The 20,805-nt window shown below is 68.6% G+C and carries 16 protein-coding genes and 1 pseudogene; 7 read left to right on the top strand and 10 right to left on the bottom strand.

Annotated elements, in window-relative coordinates; translation table 11 throughout:
• Positions 1 to 379 precede the first annotated feature (379 nt).
• Together F0Q34_RS04755 and F0Q34_RS04760 are read left to right on the top strand one after the other, a co-directional pair.
• Complete coding sequence (locus tag F0Q34_RS04755) at positions 380 to 2,047, top strand: DEAD/DEAH box helicase (protein WP_149810944.1); 1,668 nt, start codon at positions 380 to 382, stop codon at positions 2,045 to 2,047.
• A 176-nt stretch (positions 2,048 to 2,223) separates the two neighbouring features.
• Positions 2,224 to 3,498 carry a M20 family metallopeptidase gene (locus F0Q34_RS04760; RefSeq protein WP_161600776.1) on the top strand — a complete coding sequence of 425 codons (1,275 nt, stop codon included), beginning with the start codon at positions 2,224 to 2,226 and terminating at the stop codon, positions 3,496 to 3,498.
• A gap of 33 nt (positions 3,499 to 3,531) precedes the next feature.
• Here the strand turns inward: F0Q34_RS04760 and F0Q34_RS04765 are convergent, their stop codons facing one another.
• From F0Q34_RS04765 to F0Q34_RS04785, 6 genes and pseudogenes are all read right to left on the bottom strand, one after another.
• Positions 3,532 to 4,323: a FadR/GntR family transcriptional regulator gene (locus F0Q34_RS04765; RefSeq protein ID WP_149810946.1), complete on the bottom strand. Its 792-nt coding sequence runs from the start codon at positions 4,321 to 4,323 to the stop codon at positions 3,532 to 3,534.
• Positions 4,324 to 4,429: 106 nt separating this feature from the next.
• Positions 4,430 to 5,707 (bottom strand): Nramp family divalent metal transporter, encoded by a 1,278-nt coding sequence (locus tag F0Q34_RS04770; protein ID WP_149810947.1) that lies wholly within the window; start codon positions 5,705 to 5,707, stop codon positions 4,430 to 4,432.
• Between the two features lie 128 nt (positions 5,708 to 5,835).
• Complete coding sequence (locus tag F0Q34_RS22620; RefSeq protein ID WP_370751028.1) at positions 5,836 to 6,645, bottom strand: response regulator; 810 nt, start codon at positions 6,643 to 6,645, stop codon at positions 5,836 to 5,838.
• Between the two features lie 135 nt (positions 6,646 to 6,780).
• Positions 6,781 to 8,874: pseudogene (locus F0Q34_RS04775) on the bottom strand (PAS-domain containing protein); the annotation flags it as partial.
• On the bottom strand, positions 8,807 to 9,886 hold the full coding sequence (locus F0Q34_RS04780; protein ID WP_149810949.1) for a TRAP transporter substrate-binding protein: 1,080 nt from the start codon (positions 9,884 to 9,886) through the stop codon (positions 8,807 to 8,809). The pseudogene F0Q34_RS04775 and the gene F0Q34_RS04780, both read right to left, overlap by 68 nt.
• A gap of 46 nt (positions 9,887 to 9,932) precedes the next feature.
• Positions 9,933 to 10,205 carry a hypothetical protein gene (locus tag F0Q34_RS04785; RefSeq protein ID WP_149810950.1) on the bottom strand — a complete coding sequence of 91 codons (273 nt, stop codon included), beginning with the start codon at positions 10,203 to 10,205 and terminating at the stop codon, positions 9,933 to 9,935.
• Between the two features lie 97 nt (positions 10,206 to 10,302).
• Between F0Q34_RS04785 and F0Q34_RS04790 the strand changes: the two genes are divergently transcribed.
• A complete protein-coding gene (locus F0Q34_RS04790) occupies positions 10,303 to 11,055 on the top strand; it encodes a glycerophosphodiester phosphodiesterase (RefSeq protein ID WP_149810951.1) in 753 nt (250 codons plus the stop codon).
• Positions 11,056 to 11,089: 34 nt separating this feature from the next.
• Here the strand turns inward: F0Q34_RS04790 and F0Q34_RS04795 are convergent, their stop codons facing one another.
• The 4 genes from F0Q34_RS04795 to F0Q34_RS04810 form a co-directional block, all read right to left on the bottom strand.
• Positions 11,090 to 11,347, bottom strand: coding sequence for a hypothetical protein (locus tag F0Q34_RS04795; RefSeq protein WP_149810952.1), 258 nt, complete (start codon positions 11,345 to 11,347; stop codon positions 11,090 to 11,092).
• 29 nt (positions 11,348 to 11,376) lie between these two features.
• The gene (locus F0Q34_RS04800; RefSeq protein ID WP_149810953.1) at positions 11,377 to 12,756 is read right to left on the bottom strand and encodes an HlyD family type I secretion periplasmic adaptor subunit; all 1,380 of its coding nucleotides are present in this window, start codon (positions 12,754 to 12,756) and stop codon (positions 11,377 to 11,379) included.
• On the bottom strand, positions 12,753 to 14,534 hold the full coding sequence (locus F0Q34_RS04805; RefSeq protein ID WP_149810954.1) for a type I secretion system permease/ATPase: 1,782 nt from the start codon (positions 14,532 to 14,534) through the stop codon (positions 12,753 to 12,755). The genes F0Q34_RS04800 and F0Q34_RS04805 overlap by 4 nt, the downstream gene beginning before the upstream one ends.
• 335 nt (positions 14,535 to 14,869) lie before the next feature.
• On the bottom strand, positions 14,870 to 15,265 hold the full coding sequence (locus tag F0Q34_RS04810; protein WP_241665317.1) for a GtrA family protein: 396 nt from the start codon (positions 15,263 to 15,265) through the stop codon (positions 14,870 to 14,872).
• 184 nt (positions 15,266 to 15,449) lie between these two features.
• Here F0Q34_RS04810 and F0Q34_RS04815 point away from each other — a divergent pair, with 184 nt between their 5' ends.
• The 4 genes from F0Q34_RS04815 (at position 15,450) to F0Q34_RS04830 (ending at position 20,801) form a co-directional block, all read left to right on the top strand.
• The gene (locus F0Q34_RS04815) at positions 15,450 to 17,051 is read left to right on the top strand and encodes an ABC transporter substrate-binding protein (protein ID WP_149811276.1); all 1,602 of its coding nucleotides are present in this window, start codon (positions 15,450 to 15,452) and stop codon (positions 17,049 to 17,051) included.
• Positions 17,052 to 17,313: 262 nt separating this feature from the next.
• A complete protein-coding gene (locus F0Q34_RS04820; RefSeq protein WP_206667949.1) occupies positions 17,314 to 18,918 on the top strand; it encodes an ABC transporter substrate-binding protein in 1,605 nt (534 codons plus the stop codon).
• A 9-nt stretch (positions 18,919 to 18,927) separates the two neighbouring features.
• A complete protein-coding gene (locus F0Q34_RS04825; protein WP_149810956.1) occupies positions 18,928 to 19,869 on the top strand; it encodes an ABC transporter permease in 942 nt (313 codons plus the stop codon).
• Positions 19,866 to 20,801: an ABC transporter permease gene (locus tag F0Q34_RS04830; protein ID WP_456316229.1), complete on the top strand. Its 936-nt coding sequence runs from the start codon at positions 19,866 to 19,868 to the stop codon at positions 20,799 to 20,801. The genes F0Q34_RS04825 and F0Q34_RS04830 overlap by 4 nt, the downstream gene beginning before the upstream one ends.
• Positions 20,802 to 20,805 lie beyond the last annotated feature (4 nt).

A 20,805-nucleotide genomic window follows, 5' to 3' on the forward strand; every position in this document is an offset into this window, starting at 1 on the left:
CGGCGGAGCTGTGCCCCGCAGGCTGAACTGAGCCCTTCCGCTGCCCGGCTTCCCGGCGCTTTAGCCCTTGGTGTCGCGGCGCAAGCTGCATCCGTCAAATCCCCGCGGGAAGGCATTATCCCCTTCCGAAGCGGAGAATGGACAAACCACAACATTTCCGCAACCACCGTTCCCTTCCCATGATCTATGCGCTTGGCGCATGGCTACCCACCAGCGCTGCGGATCTCGTGCAATTCATCCACAGATCAGCTAAAGGGACCCCCGATCAGCAGAACCGCCGTCCTGGAGCCTGGATGCTCCGTCGTGAGGGCGAACTGCCTTTGGCGACGCCCGCATGATGGGCGCCCCCCACCCGAACACGGCGGAACTTTCCCGACACATGCCTTTTCCTATGATACCCGAAGCCCTGCTGCGCGCCCTGACCGAGCGTGGCTACACCGAGCCGACCGCTGTGCAGGCGGCGGTGCTGGAGCCCGAGACGAGGGGCCGCGACCTGCTGGTCTCCGCCCAGACCGGCTCCGGCAAGACGGTGGCCTTCGGCCTTGCGATCGCGCCGGAACTGGTGGGCGATGCCGAGCGGCTGCCGCAGGCCGGCGCGCCCCTCGCCCTGGTGGTGGCGCCCACGCGCGAGCTGGCGCTGCAGGTCAAGGCCGAATTGTCTTGGCTTTACGCGCAGATCGGCGGCCGTGTCGTCAGCTGTGTCGGCGGCATGGACCCGCTGGCCGAGCGCCGCGCCCTGGGCGGCGGCGCGCATATCGTGGTGGGCACCCCCGGACGCCTGCGGGATCATCTGGAGCGTGGTAACCTGCGCCCCGAGGCGCTGCGCGCCGTGGTGCTGGACGAGGCGGACGAGATGCTCGACCTCGGCTTCCGCGAGGAGCTGGAAGCCATTCTCGGCGCCGCGCCCGAGGATCGCCGCACCCTGCTGTTCTCCGCCACCGTGCCGCGCGAGATCGAACGCCTGGCGCGTTCCTTCCAGACCGATGCGCTGCGCATCGAGGCGAAGGGCGAGGGCGGGCAGCATGGCGACATCGAGCATCGCGCCGTGGTGGTCGCGCCGCAGGGAATCGAGCGCGCGGTGGTGAACCTGCTGCGTGCGTCCGACAGCCCGCGCGCCATTGTGTTCTGTTCGACCCGCGCGGCGGTGGCGCGCCTGCATGGCAACCTGACGGAGCGCGGCTTCTCCGCCGTCGCCATCTCGGGCGAGCTGACGCAGTCCGAGCGTTCCCGCGCCTTGCAGGCATTGCGCGATGGCCGCGCCCAGGTCTGCGTCGCCACCGATGTGGCAGCGCGCGGCATCGACCTGCCCGACCTCGGCCTCGTCATCCATGCCGAGCTGCCGAAGGAGCCGGAGGTGATGCTGCACCGTTCCGGCCGCACCGGCCGCGCGGGCCGCAAGGGCGTGTCGGTGCTGGTGGTGCCGATGAACCGCCGTCGCATGGCGGAGCGCTTGCTGATGGGCGCCCGCGTGCAGGCGGAATGGGGTGTGCCGCCCACCGCCGATGCGATTCGCGCCCGCGATGCCGAGCGCCTCGCCGCCCAGGCCAGGGCGCTGCTGGAGGAGGACCCGGAAGCCGAGGACCGCGCCGTGGCGCGCATCCTGGCCGCCAGCCATGGTGCCGAGGACCTGGCCGCGGTTCTGGTGAAGGTGCTGCGCGCGCCCCTGCCGGCGCCGGAGGATCTGGCGCCGGTCGAGGCCGCGCCGCCGCGTCGCCCAACCTATGAGCGGGCGTCCGGCGAGGGCGAGGGCGTGTGGTTCCGCATCAATGTCGGCCGTGACGGCCGCGCGGACCCGCGCTGGATCCTGCCTTTGCTGTGCCGGCGGGGCCAGGTGCGGCGGGACGAGATCGGCCGCATCCGCATCCTGGGCCGTGAAACCCAGTTCGAGGTTGCGCCCGGCGCCGCCAGCCGCTTCGCCGTCGCCGCCCGGCGCCCCGACGCGGATGATCCGAACATCCGGGTGGAGCCGGTCACGGGCGGTGGCCGTTCCGGGCCGCCTCCCGGCGCGCGCCCCCGACGGGAAGCGCCCCGCCAACGCATGGCGTGAAACGAGGGCGGCTTCCTCGACCTCTCCGTCCCGCCGCCTTCAAGATGCTGTGGGCAGCGCGCTCGTGCGCTGCGGGCCATGACATTGACTGTTATGGCCCCTTTGCAAGCTTGAAGGTGCGAATGGTGGCCGAGAAAAAGGCGGCCCGATCAGCACGGGCGGAGGGGTTGGTTGTCATGCCATGGGATGAGCAGGAAGCGTTGGCGCCCTATGCGGAGGCGTCGATCGACCGGCTGAGCATGGCAGGCCCTCTCTTGGGGGCGACCGGCTGGATCGATGAGCTGGCGCAACTGGTCGCGGTGGACACATCGGGGCCAGAAGTGAAGGGGTGCGACGCCCTGGCGGCGCTGTTGCAGGATCAGTTCGCCCCCCTTGGCTTCGACATGCGCCGCATTCCGCTGGAAGCTGGCCCGGTGGATGGGCCGCGCCTGCACCTGATCGCGGCGCGCCGCAATGGCCGGCCCGTCTGCACCATTCCTCTGTTGATGGACACGGCCCCCGCCAACCCGCACTGGACCCGCCCGCCGCTGACGCTGACGCGGCAGGGCAACCGTTTGTACGGCCTCGGCACGGTCAGCATGAAGGGCGCCATCGCCGCCGTCTGGGCCGCGCTGCGCGCGGCGGACGCGGTGGGGCTGAAGCTGCGTTTCGACCCGCTGCTGTTGTTCACCACCGACGGCGCGGCGCGCCGTTGGCCAGGCCTGCGCCACCTTGCGGAGCAGCGCGTGGCCGAAGGGCATGTCCTTTGGCTGAACGGACCGGTGGCACCCCGCATCTGGGCCGGCAGCCTGGGCAGCTTCGAGCTGGAGGTCCGGGTCACCGGTTGCTCCGGCCAGTGCGGCGCCAACGCCGCCGCCGTGGCCAAGCCGATCCTGTCCTCCCTTGCCCGGCTGCAGACGGATCTGCGCCGCCGCACGTCCCGCCTGCCGGCGCCGCCGGAAGCGGGCGGCGGCATGTTGCGGCCGCGCCTGTCCGTGGTGTCGGTGCGTGCCCCGGCCGAGGGCGACGAGTTGCCGGGCTGCACCCTGCTGCTCCAGCGCAGCTTCACGGCGGAGGAAGGCTATGCCTCGGCCTTGGCGGAACTGCGCGCGGCCGTGGCCAGCGCGGCGGGGGAGGTGCCGGGCTGCAAGGTGGAAAGCTGCGTGGCGCGGCGGCTGGAGCCGGTGGTGGACCCCGACCATGGCCCGAACTGGTCACGCTGGCTGCGGGCCTTGAGCTGGGGCTTCGGATTCGCCCCCACCAGCTTCCGCCGCTGGGGCGGCGCCGGCGGCTCGGCCATCGGCTTCATGCAGCAGGCGGGCATCCGCGAGATCCTGGCGGGCGGCCTGCTGCGGCGCGGCCAGCGCCTGCACAGCCCGGACGAGCACACCACGGTCGAGGATGTGGAAGCCCTTTCGCGGGCCATCCTCGCCTATCTGGCCGATGTGCCGCAGATCCCCGACTACACCTGAGGAACGATGTTCCCCCGGGGTGGGGATCGTTGTTCAGCGCCCGGAGGCGGAGGCTGCGGCGTCGAGCGCTTCCAGCCTGCCGGCCAGCCCGGCATAACGGTCGCGGCTGGCGCTCAGATGCCGCCGCATCGCATCCCGCGCCGCAGCCGCGTTCGCCGCGGTGATCGCCGCGGTGATGCGGGCATGTTCTTCCCGCACCCGGCGCAGATAGGCCGTGCGCGCCTCGGGGTCTTCCAGGGGCGGGCGCACGGTCTGCCGCGGGATCAGCATCGGCCCGAGGAATTCCAGGAAACGGGGAAAGAAGCTGTTGCCGGTGGCGGCGAAGATGGCGCGGTGGAAGTCGAGATCCTGCGTCACGGCCGCTTCGCCGGCCTCCACCGCGGCATCGAAATCCGCCGCCGCCTGCTGGACGCGCTGCAGCGCTTCCGCGTCGCGTCGCTCGGCGGCAAGGCCCGCCGCTTCCGTTTCCAGCGCGATACGGAGCTCGATGACCTGCAGCACATCCTGCAGGGAGCGCATCTCGCCAGGGTCGATGCGCACCTGGCCACGCCCCGACGGGTCCGCCACGAAGGCACCGACCCCCTGGCGTGTCAGCACCAGCCCTTCCGCCCGCAGCGCCGCCACCGCTTCCCGCACCACGGTCCGGGAAACGCCGGCCTGCCGCATCAGCGCCTGTTCGGTGGGCAGGCGGTCGCCGGGCTTCAGCCGGCCGGCCCGGATCTCGGCGGCCAGCCGGCGCACCAGCTCGGCGGTCAGGTTGGCCGGCGGGGCGAGTGGCGCCAGTTCGATGCCGTGCGGCATGGCGCCACTATTGCGTCCGTCCATCAGTCGGGGTCCTCCCTCGGCCTTCCGCGCTCAGCGCCGTCGGGTCATAGGACGAGTTAGGCCGTGCGTCATGATGGCGTCAAGCGGCCCATGCCGGCGGGGCGGATCAGCCGAGCAGGTTCATCAGCTCGCTGAAGGCCAGCACGGCGAACATCGCCGCCGAAGCGATCAGCAGGCAGTTGCTCAGCCAGCCGCTGCGCCATTCCTGTGCCACGCGCTTCGAGTTCAGCAGCCAGAGCAGGGTGATGGCCAGGAAGGGCATGAACAGCGCCCCGAGCGCGCCGAAGGCCACGACCAGGGCGAAGGGGCGGCCCAGGAACAACAGGGAGATCGGCGGAAAGGTGAGCCAGAACAGGTAGAAGCGGAAGGCCATGCTGCCTTCCAGGCCGTCCCGGTCGATGTCCTGCCCCCGCATCCGGGTGACGAAATCGGCGAACAGCATGCTGACGCCGTGCCAGACGCCCAGGAGGGAGGAAAAGGTGGTGGCGGCGAAGCCCACCAGGAACAGGGTGGCAACGAAATCGCCCAGGCGCTCCCGCAGCACGGCGTCGAGGTCGAGCAGGCCACGATCACCGCCAGCCAGCACGACGCCGCTGTTGAACAGCAGCTCGGCGCCCACGATCATCATGGCGATGACGAAGATGCCGGTGGTGACATAACCCACCGTGTTGTCGAAGCGCATCATCGGCATCCAGGCCGGGGTGCGCCAGCCCTTGGCGTTGACCCAGTAGCCATAGGAGGCGAGGGTGATGGTGCCGCCGACGCCGCCGATCAGCCCCAGCGTGTAGATGGCCGAGCCTTCCGGCAGGCGGGGCACCAGCCCGCCCATCGCATTGCCGAGATTGGGCGCCACCAGGAAGGCCAGCGTCACCACCGTGACGAACATCAGGGCGATGAAGAACTTCATCACCCGCTCGAACAGGGCGTAGCGGTTGAAGGCGACGAAAACAAAGCCGATCAGGCCCGCGACGATGCCCCAGCCGGTGGTGTCCATGACCGGCACCAGGGCCGACATGGCGAGGCCGGTGGAAGACATCACCGTGGCGCCGTAAACGAAGCCCCAGATGACGACATAGATCAGGAAATAAACCGAGGTCCACGAACCCAGGTCCCGCCAGCCCTCGAACATCGTCCGGCCGGTGGCGAGGTGCCAGCGCCCGACCGCCTCCGACAGCGCGATCTTCACCACGCAGCCGAGCACGGCGGCCCAGAGCAGCGTGTAGCCGAAGCGGTTGCCGGCGATCAGCGTGGCGACAAGATCTCCCGCCCCGACGCCGGTCACCGCCACCACGATCCCAGGCCCGACCATCTTCCAGCGCTTCGACGCGGGAGGCGGGCCGGCATCCGCATCCCGCCTTTCCGCCTGGCGTTGTTCGTTGGGCATCCGGCATCACTCCCTTCATGGGACGCCGAAGGGCAGAAAAGGCCTCGCCGGCGCAACTTCGGCGGGCAAACGTCACCGGATCGGCGGGAGTTGCCGCGGCATGGCGCAGCCAGGGCTGCCCGCCGGAGTCAGCTCGGGTGGCGGAGGCTCGCCGAAAGGTCGCGGGTGTCGTCGGCCACCGCGCGCAGCAGGGGAAGCGTCTGCGTCAGGCACCCATGCACGCCGCGCAGCGCCGGCATGGGATCGGCGCCCTGGGCGAGGCTGGCCTGCAGCCATTCCAGCGCCTCGCTCAGCGCGCGGGCGCCGAGGGTGCGGCTGACACCCTGAAGCCGGTGGGTGACGGCGCGCAACGGCTCCATCGGCGCCGCGGAGCCGGCTTCCAGCGCCAACAGCGTCTCGGCTCCCTGCTCTAGCTCGCGGCAGAACTCGTCCAGCACGGAAGGGGCGGACTGGCCGAGATCGGTGAGCAAGGCGTGCAGGGCGGATCGGTCAAGCAGCGGCATTTCGGCTTCGCGGGCCATGCCGGGATCGGCCTTTGGGGCAGGGGGCGGCGCGGCATCGTGGTCCGGATGCGAAAGGTGGGCGAAATGCGCCACCATGTTCAACAGCGTGTCGCGGTCGATCGGCTTCGCCAGATGCGAATCCATCCCTGCCTCCCGGCAGGCCTCGACCTGTTCCGGCATGACCGAGGCGGTGACGGCGATCACCGGCACCTTGTTGCGCGGCGCCTCCAGGGCGCGGATCGCGCGGGTCGCCTGCAGCCCATCCATCACCGGCATCTGCAGATCCATCAGCACCAGGTCGAAATCGCCTTGTCGCATGGCCTGCAACGCCATGGCGCCATCCTCGACGCAGGTGACGTGATGCCCGGCGCTGGTCAACATCGCCCGGGCCACCAGCCGGTTGGCCGGCACGTCGTCCGCGACCAGGATGCGCATGGGCCTGGCCGGAACCGCCGCGGCCGACACCGCATCCGGCCCTGGCGCGGCCGCCCGCGTCTGCGGCCCTGCCAGCGGCAGCGGCAATTCGACCCAGAACAGCGCGCCATTGCCGGGATGGCTTTCGCAGCCGATGCGGCCCCCCATCAGTTCCGCGAGCTGCGCGGCGATGGACAGGCCGAGCCCGGTCCCGAAGGGGATTTCCCCGCCCCCGCCGCCCGGCGTGGCCAGTTGGACGAAATCGCGGAACAACAGGTGGCGCTGCTCCGGCGCGATGCCGGGCCCGCTATCCTGCACTTCCAGCCGCAGCCCCTGGCCGATCAGGGCCGGCTGCGCCCGCAGCGAAATCTGGCCGGCAGGAGGCGTGAACTTCACCGCGTTGGACAACAGGTTGAGCAGCAGCTGCAGCAGCCGCGTGGGGTCAGCCTGCACCGCATCCGGCGTGCCGGGCTGTACATCCAGCGTGAAGCGCAGGGCCTTGCGGCTGATCTCGGGCGCCAGCAGCGCCGCGGCGCGTTCCAGCAGCGGGGTTAGGGCGACGGGCTCCGGGCGCAACTCCAGCCGGCCGGCCGCGATCTTGGACAGATCGAGCAGCCCGTTCACCAGTTCCAGCAGGTGGCGCGCCGCCTCGTGCAGGATGCGCAGCTGCTCGCGCTGATCGGATGCCATGCGCTGGTCATCCATCAGCACCTGGGCAAACCCCAGAATGCCGTTCAGCGGGGTGCGCAACTCGTGGCTCATGCGGGCCAGGAACTGGCTTTTCGCCTCGGCCGCCGCGGCGGCGGCGTCGCGCGCCTCCGCCAGCTCATCCATTGTCCGCTTCAGCTCGGTGATGTCGGTGCGGATGCCGACGGTGCCGCCGCCGGGCGTCGCCCGTTCCGTCACCAGCATCCAGCGGCCATCCGGCAGCAGCCGCTCCATCGGCGGGCTGTTGCCCCGATGCCAGCGGCGCATCTCCGCGAGGAACGTGTCCAGATCCGTCCCGGCCTGCGGATACTGCCCGCGGATGAAGCCTTCGCGCATGATGTCGTCGAAATGCGCGCCCGGCTGGATGAAGGGCGCGCTGACCTGGTAGAAATCCTTGTAGCGCGCATTGCAGGCGACGAGGCGGTCCTGCGCATCCCACATGACGAAGCCATCCGTCATGGAATCCAGCGCGTTCTCCAGCATGGCGCGCCACCGGTTGCGCTCGGTTTCCACCCGCTCGCGCTGTCGCATCGCCAGCATCAGCGCCCCGGCAAGGGCGGCCACCAGAAGGGCGAAGCCGGTGGAGACCACAAGGGCGCGGATACGTTCCTGTTCCCAGTCCCGCAGCGCGAGATCCCGGTCCATGCTGGCCGTCAGCGCCAGGGCCGGATAAAGCAGCGGCCGCTTGAAGGCGATCACCGGCCTGCCGTCGAAGACGCTGACCGGGTTCTGCGAATCGTCCGTGCCTGCCGCTGTGCCGCCGGCTGTGCCGCTGGCCGGTCCGCTGGCGAGGACGGGGAAGCGGGTGCCGATGCGGGCCTCGTCATGCGGCTGGCTGGCCAGCAGCGTGCCGTCGGAGCGTTCCAGGGAAATGCGCAGCCCGGCGCCGTCCGCGCCCACCGACAGCAGCGTGGACAGCACCGGTATCGGCATTTCGGCCACGGCCAGCAACGCGCCGAACCCGGGCAGGGAGATGCGGCGCGCCGCGTAGAGCGACCATTCGCCACTGGCCGGGTTGCGCAGCGGGCCACCGATCAGCATGGCGCCGGCCTGCGGCGTGCCCTCAAAGAAGGACCGCAGCACCGCCTCGGAGAAGGGCCGCCTGCGTGACAGGGGGAGGCCGGTGGCAACCGGCATGTTGTTTTCCCCGATCAACAGGACGTCGCGGAAGGTGAAGTTCTGGTTGTTCAGCTCGCGCAGCACCCGGTTGATCTGCGCCGCCGACATCGGCCCGCCCTCCGCCATGGGAGCGAGGATGCCCGGCAGGCCGACCAGCATGGCGTCCAGCTGGACGAAATTGCGGTTCAACGATGCTTCCACGGCCCGTGCCGCCCGCTGCACCGTGTCGGACGCCGTTTCAAGCGCGGCGCTCCGCGCGCGGCCCAGCAGCATTGACATGGCCAGCCACTGGGCGCCGAGCAGCGCCGCGGCGGCCAGCAGGATCGCGATGCGGATGCGGCGGAACTGCGTCATCTCACGGATGCCGCGCCGAAATGCCAAGCGAGGGCCCCAGATAGGCATTCCAGGCATCGGCGCATTCATCGCCGCAGCGCTCGACCCAGCGTGGCAGCACGGTAGAGGTCAGAAGCTGGCGTCGCCGCTGGATGTCGCCGGGACTGACCGGCACCACCGTCATGTGGCCGGGGCGGCCATCGCTGCAATCGGCATGGCCGGCGCTGCAGCGAAGGCCATCCCCGGTTTCGCGGTCGGCACCGTTCCAGATGGCCGTTTCCAGCTCCGCCAGCCCGGAACGGATGCCGCTCCGCACCGCTTCCGGCAAGGCGTGCCAGGCCTGGGCGTTGGCGCCGAACACCGACACGCCCCAGGTGATGGCCATGGCATGCACATGGGTGGTGACGGCGGTCAGGCCGATGCTGTTGCCGGACATCGTCCCGGTGATGGCGCATTCCACCACGCCCGCGCGCATCGCATTGACGATTTCCGCGAAGGGGATCACCACCGAGGTTGCCCCCAACGCCTCCACCATCTCCGCCTGCCCGACCGAGGAGGTGCGGATCCGGCGGCCCGCCAGATCGCCCAGCCCGGTGAAGGGCCGCGAGCACCAGATCACCTGCGCCGGATAGGTGTACACCGACAGCAGCTCCACATTGTAGCGCTCCAGCAGGAGGTTCCGCAGATGCGGCCGGTAGCGCTGCACCGTGTCGCGCAATGTGCCGATATCGGGGTTCAGGGCCGGCAGGTCGACGGCGTTGAACTCCGGCTCCTCGCTGGACACCACGGCGAGCAGGGCGGTCCCGAAGGGCACGACACCCAGGCGCATCAGCGGCAGGATCTCCTCGGCCCGCAGCCCCGCGCGGTCGAAGGGTGCGATCTCGGCCCGGACCCGCCCATCGGTCAGCTCCCCGACGCGGCGGCGCCAGAAGGGTTCCTCGTAGCGGGTGTACTGGGACACGCCGCCAAGCCCGCCGACCACCTTCAACTCGATCGGGCTTTCCGTGTTCCCGGCCAGCCCCGGTCCGGAAAACAAGAGGGCCAGCAGCGGAAGCAGGGCTTTGGGGAGCAGGGCTTTCGGGCTGGGCCGGGACCGGAACATCAGGCCGGCCCCGCCACGTGGCCAGCCCCGCCGCAATGTGCCTGGGTCACGCGATGCGGCTGCGGATCCAGGCTTCCGCCTCGGCCGACAAGCCTGCCCATTCGGCCGAGGCGATCGGCGTGATCAGCAGCGTGCCCTCGCGGCCGGCCCGGCGCAGCGCGCCCCGCAGGTGCTCCAGCAGGTAATGGGCGGAAACCGCGCTTTCCACGATCAGCGAGCCCGGCAGCGTCAGGTGGGATTCGGCCAGTTGCCAGACCGCATCCTCGAGAAGCTGGGCGCCCGGGGTATCCTGGTCGTGGGAAACCAAGAGCAACGACATGTCGCAACCTCATCAAGCAAGTCGCCCCCGGGGCAGGGACGGCACGGAACCTCGGCGCAGCTTGCGCCAGCGGCGTTTCCACGGCAAGGCAAGAGCCATGCATGCCGCTTCCCAGCACACCGCCATCGTCAGCCACCGCGGCGGTGCCTTTCTGTGGCCGGAAAACAGCCTGCTGGCCTTCCGCAACAGCGGCAAGCTGGCGATCGAGCAACTGGAATGCGATGTCCACCTGAGTGCCGATGGCGTTCCAGTGGTGATCCATGACGCGCGGCTCGAACGCACCACCGAGGGACAGGGGCCGGTGGCTGAACGGGAGGCGGCGGAGCTGGCGCGGCTGCGGCTGCGCGGGGCCGGGGAGCAGCGCCTGCCGTTGTTGTCCGATCTGGCGGCGCTGCTGCGCGACATGCCGCAGGAATTGCAGGTCGAGCTGAAGGCGGCGCCGGGCCGGATGCCGGACCCGGTTCTCTTGGAAAGGAGCCTCGCCGTGCTGGATGCGGCCGGCCTGCGCCGCCGGGCCCGCATCATCGCCTTCGAGGCCGATCTGGCGGCGGCTGCCAGGGCGGCGGGCGGGCTGGCCGGCACGGTCTGGCTGTTCGGCCGCGACACGCTGCGCATGATCGGCGCCGCCGGCGTCGTGGGCGTGGCGCAGGCGCATGGCCTCGACACCGTGGAAACCGAGATCGGCGCCCTGGATGCCGAGTTGCTGGGCGGGCTGCGCCGGGCCGGCCTGCGGGTCGGCGTGTGGGGCGCCAACCATGCCGCGGAGATCGGCAAGGCGCTTTCCCTGCGCGTGGACATGATGGCCACGGACGACCCGGTCCTGGCGCTGCGGATGCGGCAGGGCGCCTGAGCCCGCGCGGCGGCGCGGACCCGGGCGGCCCGCCTCAGCCGGAGAAGCGGAACGCATCCGCGGGCTGGGCCGGTGCCTCCTGCTGCTGCGCCTGCTGCCGCTTGGCCTCGAATTGCTGCAACAGGGAATGCAGGCTCCTGGTGAAGGCGGCAAGCTGCATCACGGGAATGACCAACTGGCCCGCGGCCACCGGCTGCCCGTCGGCGCCGGTCTGGCCCAGCGTGAGGCGGGCGACGCCCGCATGCACCGCAGCCTCCAGCACCCCATCGGCGAACAGAACGGAATGACTCATGCTTGGTATTCTCCTGAAGCGCGCAGGTCTTATTGTTCGCGGAAGGCGCGGTGGAAGCTGTCGATAAGCGGCTGCATCATGTAGTGGAAGAAGGACCGCTCACCGATCTGGATCTGGGCTTCCACCGGCATGCCGGGAACAAGCCGCACATTCTCCAGCTTCGCCAGCTGGTCCTGGTCCACCAGGATCTGCACGCGGTAATAGCTCTGCCGCGTCCGCTCATCCATCGACACGTCGCTGGCGACATAGGTGACGTGACCATGCACATAGGGCACCAGCCGCTGCTTGAAGGCCGGCAGCCGGATCTCGGATTGCAGGCCCGGATACACCACGTCGATGTCATGGGCCGCCAGATGCACCTCGGCCACCAGCCGGTCGGCGGCGGGCACCAGTTCCATCACCGGCTCGCCCGGCCGGACCACGGCGCCGACGTTGAAGAACTTGCTGGCGACGATCGTGCCGTCCTCGGGCGCCAGGATCTCGCGCCGCGTCACCATGTCGCGGGCGCCGCGCAGCTTTTCCTCGGCCTCGTTCAGGCGGCCGCGCACCTCGCGCGCCTCGGTGGAGATTTCCGCCAGGCGCTGGTGCTGGGTCTGGCGGATCTGGTTGCGGGCCTCGGCCACAGAGGCCTCGGCACGCTCCACTTGGCCGCGCAGATCGACCATGTTGCCTTCAAGCGACGCCATGTTGCGCTGCAGGCCGAGCAGGCGCGGCATGCGTTCCAGGCCCTGGCGCACCAGCGTCTCGACATCGCGCGCTTCGCGCTGGATCAGCTCCAGCTGCCTTTGCTGGCTGGCGATCTGACCATGGGCGGAGGCCGCCGTCGCCTCATGCTGGGCGATGCGTGCTTCCAGAACCTGGATCTGGCTGTTCAGGCTGGTCTGGCGCGCCGCGAACAGGGTGCGCTGCCCCGTCATGGCCTCAAGGGCACGCGGGTCGTCGCTGTTCAGCAACTCGTCGGGGAAGGTGATGCCGGTGGCGCCCTTGGCCTCGGCCGCGAGCCGGGCATCCTGCGCCATCAAGGCCCAGCGCTGCGCGCGGATGGTGCCCAGGCCGACATCCGACTGCACCTCGTCGAGGCGCATCAGGACTTGCCCGGCCTTCACCTTGTCGCCGTCCCGCGCCACGATCTCGCTCACGATGCCGCCTTCCAGGTGCTGGATGACGCGGCGCTGGCCTTCGGCGCGGATCTCGCCGGGCGCGATGGCCGCCTCCGCCAGTGGGGCCATGAGCGACCACGCGGTGAAGCCGCCGAAGAAAACGCCGATCGAGATCATGCCCAGCGCGAGGGCCCGGCTGGTGCGCGGCCGGGGCGTGTCGAGCGCCGCCTCGGGCGGGGTCAGCGGCGGCAGGCCGGCATCGCGCATCTTGTCGAGGGCGCCGCCGGAAGAAAGGGTCGTAACGCTCATGCCGCATCTCCCGGCTGGGTGTTGTCAAGTCGTGGCGGCGCGGCCGCGGCAGCCACCTTGGCCGGTTCCGGCGCCGGGCGCGGACCCATCAGCCGCTTCAGCACCTCGGCGCGGGGGCCGAACATTTCCACCGCGCCGTCCTTGAGCAACAGCACCTTGTCCACGCCCTGCACCAGTTGTGGCCGGTGCGACACCAGCACCACGGTGCAGCCACGCGCCTTCAGCCCCTCCAGGGCGCGTTGCAGCGCGGCCTCGGAATCCCCGTCCAGGTTAGAGTTGGGCTCATCCAGCACAACCAGCTTCGGCTCGCCGAACAGGGCGCGCGCCAGGCCGATCATCTGGCGCTGGCCGCCGGACAGGTGCTGGCCGCCATCGCCGATCTCGGTGTCGTAGCCATCCCGCAGCCGCAGGATCATGTCATGGCAGCCGGCCAGCTTGGCGGCGGCGAACACCGCCTCCGGTTCGGCCTCGCCCATGCGGGCGATGTTCGAGAACACGGTGCCGTCGAACAATTCCACATCCTGCGGCAGGTAGCCGACATGGCGGCCGAAATCGTCGCGCTTCCAGGTATAGACATCCGCCCCATCGAGCCGGACGGAGCCGGCGGTGGGCTGCAGCGTGCCGATCAGCAGCCGGATCAGCGTGGTCTTGCCGGCGGCCGAGGGGCCAATGACGGCCAGGCTTTCGCCGGGCTTGAGGCCAAAGGCGACGCCCTTGATGATCGGCACGTTCTGGCCGGGGAGGGCGTAGGACACGCGCTCGGCGGTCAGGAGGCCGGTCGGCGTCGGCAGCGGAAGGCCAGGGGGGCGCAGCCGCGGCAGCGCCAGGAACACCTGCAGCCGCTTCAGCGCCTGGCGCGCCTGCACCAGCCCCTTCCAGCCGCCGATCAGCTGTTCCACCGGGGCCAGGGCGCGGCCCATGATGATGGAGCCGGCAATGGAGGCGCCGGCGGTCAACTGCTGGTTCAGCACCAGATAGGCGCCGGCGCCGAGAATGGCGATCTGCACCACGAGGCGCAGGAACTTGGTGAGCGAAAGCAGCACCGCGGCGCGCGCCGCAGCCTTTTCCTGCGGCACCATCGTTTCGGCCACGCTGCGGCGCCAGCGGGTCATAACAGCCGGCGTCATGCCCATGCTGTCGATGACCTCGGCATTGCGGGCCACCGCATCGGCACGCCGCTGGCTCATCATCACCGCGTTGCTGGCCTGCTTCAGCAGGGCGGAGGTGGTGTACTCGTTCAGCATGGTCAGGATGAACAGCAGCACCGCGCCGCCAAGGGCGATGAAGCCCATCACCGGATGCAGCAGGAAGATCGCGGCGAGATAGATCGGCACCCAAGGCACGTCGTAAACGGCGAGGGCCCCCGGGGAGCCAAGCCAGGAGCGGCAGAAACCGAGGTCCCGCAGCGCTTCCATGCGGTAAGGGCGGCCGCGCAGCTGCGCTTCCAGGGCGCGCTCGAACCCTTCGGGCGCCACGCGCGCCTCGATCCAGCCCGCGGCGCGCTGCATCACGCTGCCGCGGACCGCCTCCAGGATGGCGAGAAGCAGGAGGGCGCTGACGGCGATCAGGGTCAGGAACAACAGCGTGTCGGTGCTGCGGGTGGCGAGCACCCGGTCGAACACCTGCATCATGTACAGCGAGACGGTCAGCTGAAGCAGGTTGACCACGCCGGAAAACAAACCAACGGCGACAAAGTCGCGGCGGCAGGTGGCCATGGCGCGGGCAAGGGGGGTGTCAGAGGCCCGCTCGGCACCTGGGACGCGCGATGTGAAGAACATAGACGATCAGCCCGGAAGTTTCGGGGAAGGACGGTTCGGGCCGGGCTGGGGGCGCCGGGCCGAAGAAATGCAATCGGCATCGCCGAACAGCGCCGGCCAGGCACATGGCGGCGCCGGAAGCCTCGGAACGGGCGTTGCGGTCATAATGGCCGAAACTCCATGAACGATGACGAAAGCGAAGGTTGTGGCTCCGCACCATAATGATCTGACGAAAGAAAGCACAGGAAATTTACCGTTCAGTCTTTTGATACGTATTCGTCGATTTGACGCGGGCATCACGGCCGAGCTGGAGGCCAGCAGAATTCATCGCCCCTGATGGCCCGACTTGAAGTTGATTACAGCGTGGTCGTATCTGTTCTGTTGTCTTGCCGAAATACCAGTGAGCGGTTCAAGAAGAAGTTCCCGGTCATGCCGGCCAATGCTCCTGCCGCGACCCCCAGAACCGGGTGGGCTGCAACAATGGCAACGCTTGATACCAACGCGGCATAAACCCCATAGTTGATGACGAAGCCACAAATATTTACCACGAGAAACAGTGCCCATTGCCGGCCGGGGCGTTCCGGGCTGGCGTCGCGGAAGGTCCAGAGGCGGTTCAGGAACCAGTTGCCGCTCGCCGCCACCAGATAGGACAGCACGCGCCCGGCATAAAGGCCGCTGCCCAGCCCCAGCGCGGTGTAAAGCACCGCAGTGTCCACCAGGAAGCCGATGCCGCCAACGGTGCCGAACCGCATCAGCTGGCCCAGCAGGGGCCGTTGGTTTGTTAACGGTCCGGAACAATGACGGGCATGGGACAGCATGCGGGAGGCAATAGGCCGCGGCCTGCCTGCTGCCAATCCCCGGCTGCCCCCTTGCGCTATGCCGAAGGCTCGGCTTCCCTCTGCGCACCAGGAAGGCCTCTACGGGAGACCAAGCATGATCAACCGCCGTCAATGGCTCGGGGGTGCCGCGGGCATCGCCGGTGCCGCCGCGTTGCCGCGTTTCGCCATCGCCCAGGGGACGGGCGGCAGCTCCTCGCGCGTGCTGAAATTCATCCCGCAAGCCGACCTCGCCGTTGCCGACCCGATCATCACCACGGCCTATGTCAGCCGCAACCATGGCTACATGATCTGGGACACGCTCTACGGCTTCGACCAGGATTACCGGCCGCAGCCGCAGATGGTGGAAGGCCATCGTGTTGAGGAGGATGGCCGGCGCGTCACTCTGGTGCTGCGCGATGGCCTGAAATTCCACGATGGTGAGCCGGTGCGGGCGCTGGATTGCGTGGCCTCGATCCGCCGCTGGGCGACACGGGACGCGCTTGGCCAGGTGATGATGACGGTGGTGGACGAATTGTCCGCGCCCGACGACAAGACGATCCTGTTCCGTTTCAAGCAGCCTTTCCCACTGCTGTTCGAGGCGCTGGGCAAGCCGGCCACGCCGGTCTGCTTCATCATGCCGGAACGGCTTGCGAAAACCGATCCTGCCGTCGCGGTGAAGGAGATGATCGGCTCCGGCCCGTTCCGCTGGAAGGCGGATGAGCGCGTTCCCGGAGCCCGCCTCGTTTACGAGCGCAACGCCGATTACGTGCCGCGCGCCGATGGCCCGGTGAGCTGGACCGCCGGTCCGAAGCGGGTGCATTTCGACCGGATCGAGTGGAACGTCATGCCCGATGCCGCCACGGCGGCGAATGCCATGCAGAATGGCGAGGCCGACTGGTATGAGCAGCCGCCCGGCGACCTGCAGGACCTGCTGCGCCGCAACCGCAACCTGACGCTGGAAATCCAGGACCCGACCGGGCTGGTGGCGATGGCCCGGTTCAACCACCTGCATCCGCCCTTCAACAACCCGGCGATCCGCCGCGCCCTGCTCGGCGCCATCAACCAGTCCGACTTCATGACCGCGGTGATTGGCACCGACAAGAGCCTGTGGCGCGACCGGGTCGGCATCTTCACGCCCGAGACGCCGCTGGCGAATGAAGCGGGGATGGAGGTGCTGACCTCTCCGCGCGATTACGACAAGGTCAAGCGAGACCTGCAGGCCGCCGGCTACAAGGGCGAGAAGGTGGTGCTGATCGCCGCCTCCGACTTCGCCAACCTGAACGCGCTGGCGCAGGTCGGGCATGACATGCTGCGGAAATGCGGCCTGAACGTTGAGTTCGTGTCGGCCGACTGGGGGACCGTGGTACAGCGCCGCGCCAGCAAGGAAGCGCCGGAGAAGGGCGGCTGGAGCATGTTCTTCACGTTCTTTGCCGGCGTGGACATGGTCAATCCGGGGGTGCAGCAGGCGCTCCGCGGGCATGGTCAGGCTGCATGGTTCGGCTGGCCCACCGCGCCGAAGCTGGAGGAACTGCGCAATGCCTGGTTCTCGGCGCCGGATCTGGCAGCGCAGCAGGAGATCGCGAAGCAGATCCAGTTGCAGGCTTTCCAGGACGTTCCCTACCTGCCGCTCGGCCAGTATTTCCAGGCTTGGGCTTATCGGCGGGGCCTGACCGGCATCGTCAAGGGACTGCCGATCTTCTGGAACGTTCAACGCAGCTGACGTCCGGTTGCGGGTTCCTGCTTGCAGTGGCGATGAAACCAGCGAATGCTGCTGAAATGAGCAGGCCGGATCAGCGGCCGGTGACCGATCGGGCGACAACCGTCGCCCGACCGGCATTGGCACATTCCGTGCTTAGGCTTTGCCTTCATCGCCACCGCTGACGGCCAAAATGGCCGGTATTCGGGGGCATGTTCCTTGAATGCCGGCACAGGCCGGTTTCAGGCAGGGCCGGCCCAGCGCCGGATGAGGAGAAAGGGTGACCATGCTGCACCGCCGTTCCTTGTTGACGCTCGCCGCCGGCACCGCTGGCGGAGTTCTTTCATTGCCCGCCCTTGGCCGGCCGGCCCTCGCGCAGGGCGCGGCACGCACGCTGCGCTTCGTGCCGCAGGCGAACCTGGCCAATTTCGACCCGATCTGGGGCACCCAGTACGTGGTCCGCAACGCCGGGATGCTGGTGTGGGACACGCTTTATGGCGTGGATTCGAAATTCGAGCCTCGGCGCCAGATGGTTGAAAGCGAAGAGGTATCAAGCGACGGATTAGTTTGGACCTTCAAGCTGCGGCCGGGCCTGAAGTTTCATGACAACAGCCCCGTCCTCGCGAAGGATGTGGTTGCCAGCCTCAATCGCTGGGCCGTGCGCGACCCGATGGGCCAGATGATCCGCGCCATCCAGAACGAGCTGGTGGCCGTGGACGACGCCACCTTCCGCTGGTCCCTGAAGCAGCCTTACTCGAAGATGCTGCTGGCGCTAGCGAAGACCAACTCGCCCTGCTCCTTCATCATGCCGGAGCGCATCGCCAAGACCGACCCCTTCACCCAGATCACCGAGTTCGTCGGCTCCGGACCGTTCCGCTTCGTGCGCGACGAGTGGATCCCCGGCGCGCGCGCCGTCTTCGCGAAGTTCGACGGCTATGTGTCCCGCGATGAGAAGCCCGACTGGATGTCGGGCGGCAAGCGCGTGATGGTGGACCGCGTCGAATGGGTGGTGATGCCCGACCCCGCGACCGCCGCCGCCGCGCTGCAGAATGGCGAGGTTGACTGGTGGGAGAACCCGATCAGCGATCTGGTGCCGGTCCTGAAGTCGAACCGCAACCTGAACGTGGATATCGCCGATCCGCTGGGCAATATCGGCACCTTCCGCATGAACCACCTGCACAAGCCGTTCAACGACCGGCGGGCCCGCCGCGCGGTGTTGATGGCGATGAGCCAGGAGGATTACATGCGCGCGCTGGTGGGCGATGAAGCCGACCTGTACAAGCTGCTGCCTTCCTTCTTCACGCCCGGCACGCCGCTCTACACCGAGGAGGGCGGCGACATCCTGAAGGGCAAGCGGGACTATGACGGTGCCAAGCGCCTGTTGAAGGAAGCCGGCTATGCCGGGGAGCCGATCACCCTTGTGGTCGCGCAGGACCAGGCCATCACCAAGGCATTCGGCGATGTCAGCGCGGATCTGCTGAAGCGGATCGGCATGAATGTGGATTTCGTGGCCACGGACTGGGGCACGGTGGGCAGCCGGCGCGCCAGCAAGGCGCCGCCCTCGCAAGGCGGCTGGCACATCTTCCACAGCTGGCATGCCGGCGCCGACTGCGTGAACCCGGCCAGCTACACCGCGATGCGCACCAATGGTGATCAGGCGTGGTTCGGCTGGCCCAACAACAGTGCGGTGGAGGCAGCGCGCGACAAGTGGTTTGCTGCCCCCGACCTAGCCGCCGAAAGGGCTGCCATGGCAGAGATGAACCGCCTCGCCATGGAAGATGCAATCTGGGGCCCGACCGGATTTTTCATGTCTTATCAGGCATGGCGGAAGAACGTGGACGGCGTTGTCAAGGCGCCGATTCCGTTCTTCTGGAACGTCACCAAGAGCTGATCGAGATCTATGTTCGCTTATATCATACGCCGCGTCCTGGCGACGATCCCCGTGATGGTGGTCGTTGCCCTCTTCGTGTTCAGTCTGCTTTATCTCGCACCGGGCGATCCGGCGGCGGTTATCGCGGGCGATCAGGCAACGCCAGCCGATGTGGAGCGCATCCGCGCCAGCCTCGGCCTGGACCGTCCCTTCGTTGTGCGCTTCAGCGAATGGGCCTGGCACATCATCCGGGGTGACCTGGGCATATCCATCTTCACCAACCTGCCGGTGTCGCGAATGATCGCGCAGCGCATCGAGCCGACCCTGTCCCTGATGGTGGTCACGCTGGTGCTGGCGGTGGTCATCGCCGTGCCGATGGGCGTGGTGGCGGCGTGGAAGGCCGGTTCCTGGATTGACCGGGCGGTAATGGCCTTCGCCGTTCTCGGCTTCTCCGTGCCCGTCTTCGTGGTGGGCTATGTGCTGGCCTATTACTTCGCGCTGGGTCTCGATTGGTTTCCGGTGCAGGGTTACACGCCGCTGTCGCAGGGCTTCGGGCCGTGGCTGTCCAACCTGGTCCTGCCGGCCGTGGCGCTGTCCTCCGCCTATATTGCGCTGATCGCCCGCATCACCCGCGCCACCATGCTGGAGGTGCTGCAGCAGGATTACATCCGCACCGCACGCGCCAAGGGCGCCGGGCAGCGCACCATCCTGTTCCTGCATGCGCTGAAGAACGCGGCGGTTCCCATCGTGACGGTGATCGGCATCGGCATCGCACTGCTGATCGGCGGCGCGGTGATCACCGAAAGCGTCTTCGCCATTCCCGGCCTGGGCCGCCTGACCATCGATGCCATCCTGCGGCGCGACTACCCGGTGATCCAGGGCGTCGTGCTGCTGTTCTCCTTCGTTTACGTGCTGGTCAACCTCCTGATTGATCTCAGCTACACACTGTTCGACCCGAGGATCCGGTATTGAGCTCCACCACAGCCCCCCTGGCTGGGCGCGCCGCGCTCACCGCAAAGGACGTCGCTGCGGCGGCGCCCTTGCCGGATGTCATGCAGCCCAAGACACGCCGCAAGGGCGCCATCGGCTACATGCTCCGTCATCCGACGATCGCGATCGGCGGCTTCCTGCTGCTGATCATCTTCGCCATCGCCATCTTCGCGCCTTTTCTCTGGACCAAGGACCCGACGGCCCTGGCTCCGGTCATGCGCACGCGCAACCCGTCCGCCGCCGCCTGGTTCGGCACGGACATGCTGGGGCGCGACGTGTATTCGCGCGTGCTGTATGGTACCCGCGTTTCGCTGATGGTGGGCTTCGGCGTCGCCTTCTTCGCCTCCGTCATTGGCCTGGCGATCGGGCTGGTGTCCGGCTTCGTGCGCTGGGCTGACAGCATCATCATGCGCATCATGGACGGGCTGATGTCGATCCCGTCGATCCTGCTGGCCATCGCCCTCATGGCGCTGACCCGCGGCTCCGTCGGCAACGTCATCCTGGCCATCACCATCGCCGAGATCCCGCGCGTGTCGCGCCTGGTGCGCGGCGTCGTGCTGTCGCTGCGCGAGCAGCCCTATGTGGATGCGGCCATCGCCTCCGGCACGAGCACCCCGGTGATCATCTGGCGCCACATCCTGCCCAACACCCTCGCGCCAATGACCGTGCAGGCGACCTATATCTGCGCCGCCGCCATGCTGATCGAGGCCGGCCTGAGCTTCATCGGCGCGGGCACCCCGCCGATCATTCCGTCCTGGGGCAACATCATGGCCGAGGGGCGGGCGCTGTGGCAGGTGAAGCCCTATATCGTCTTCTTCCCGGCGATCTTTCTTTCCATCACCGTGCTGGCGGTGAACCTGCTGGGCGACGGCCTGCGGGATTCGCTCGACCCGCGCGCCGCGAAGCGGGTGTAAGCGC

Origin of the sequence: Teichococcus oryzae, from assembly GCF_008386565.1 — a bacterium.
Lineage (GTDB): Bacteria > Pseudomonadota > Alphaproteobacteria > Acetobacterales > Acetobacteraceae > Pseudoroseomonas > Pseudoroseomonas oryzae.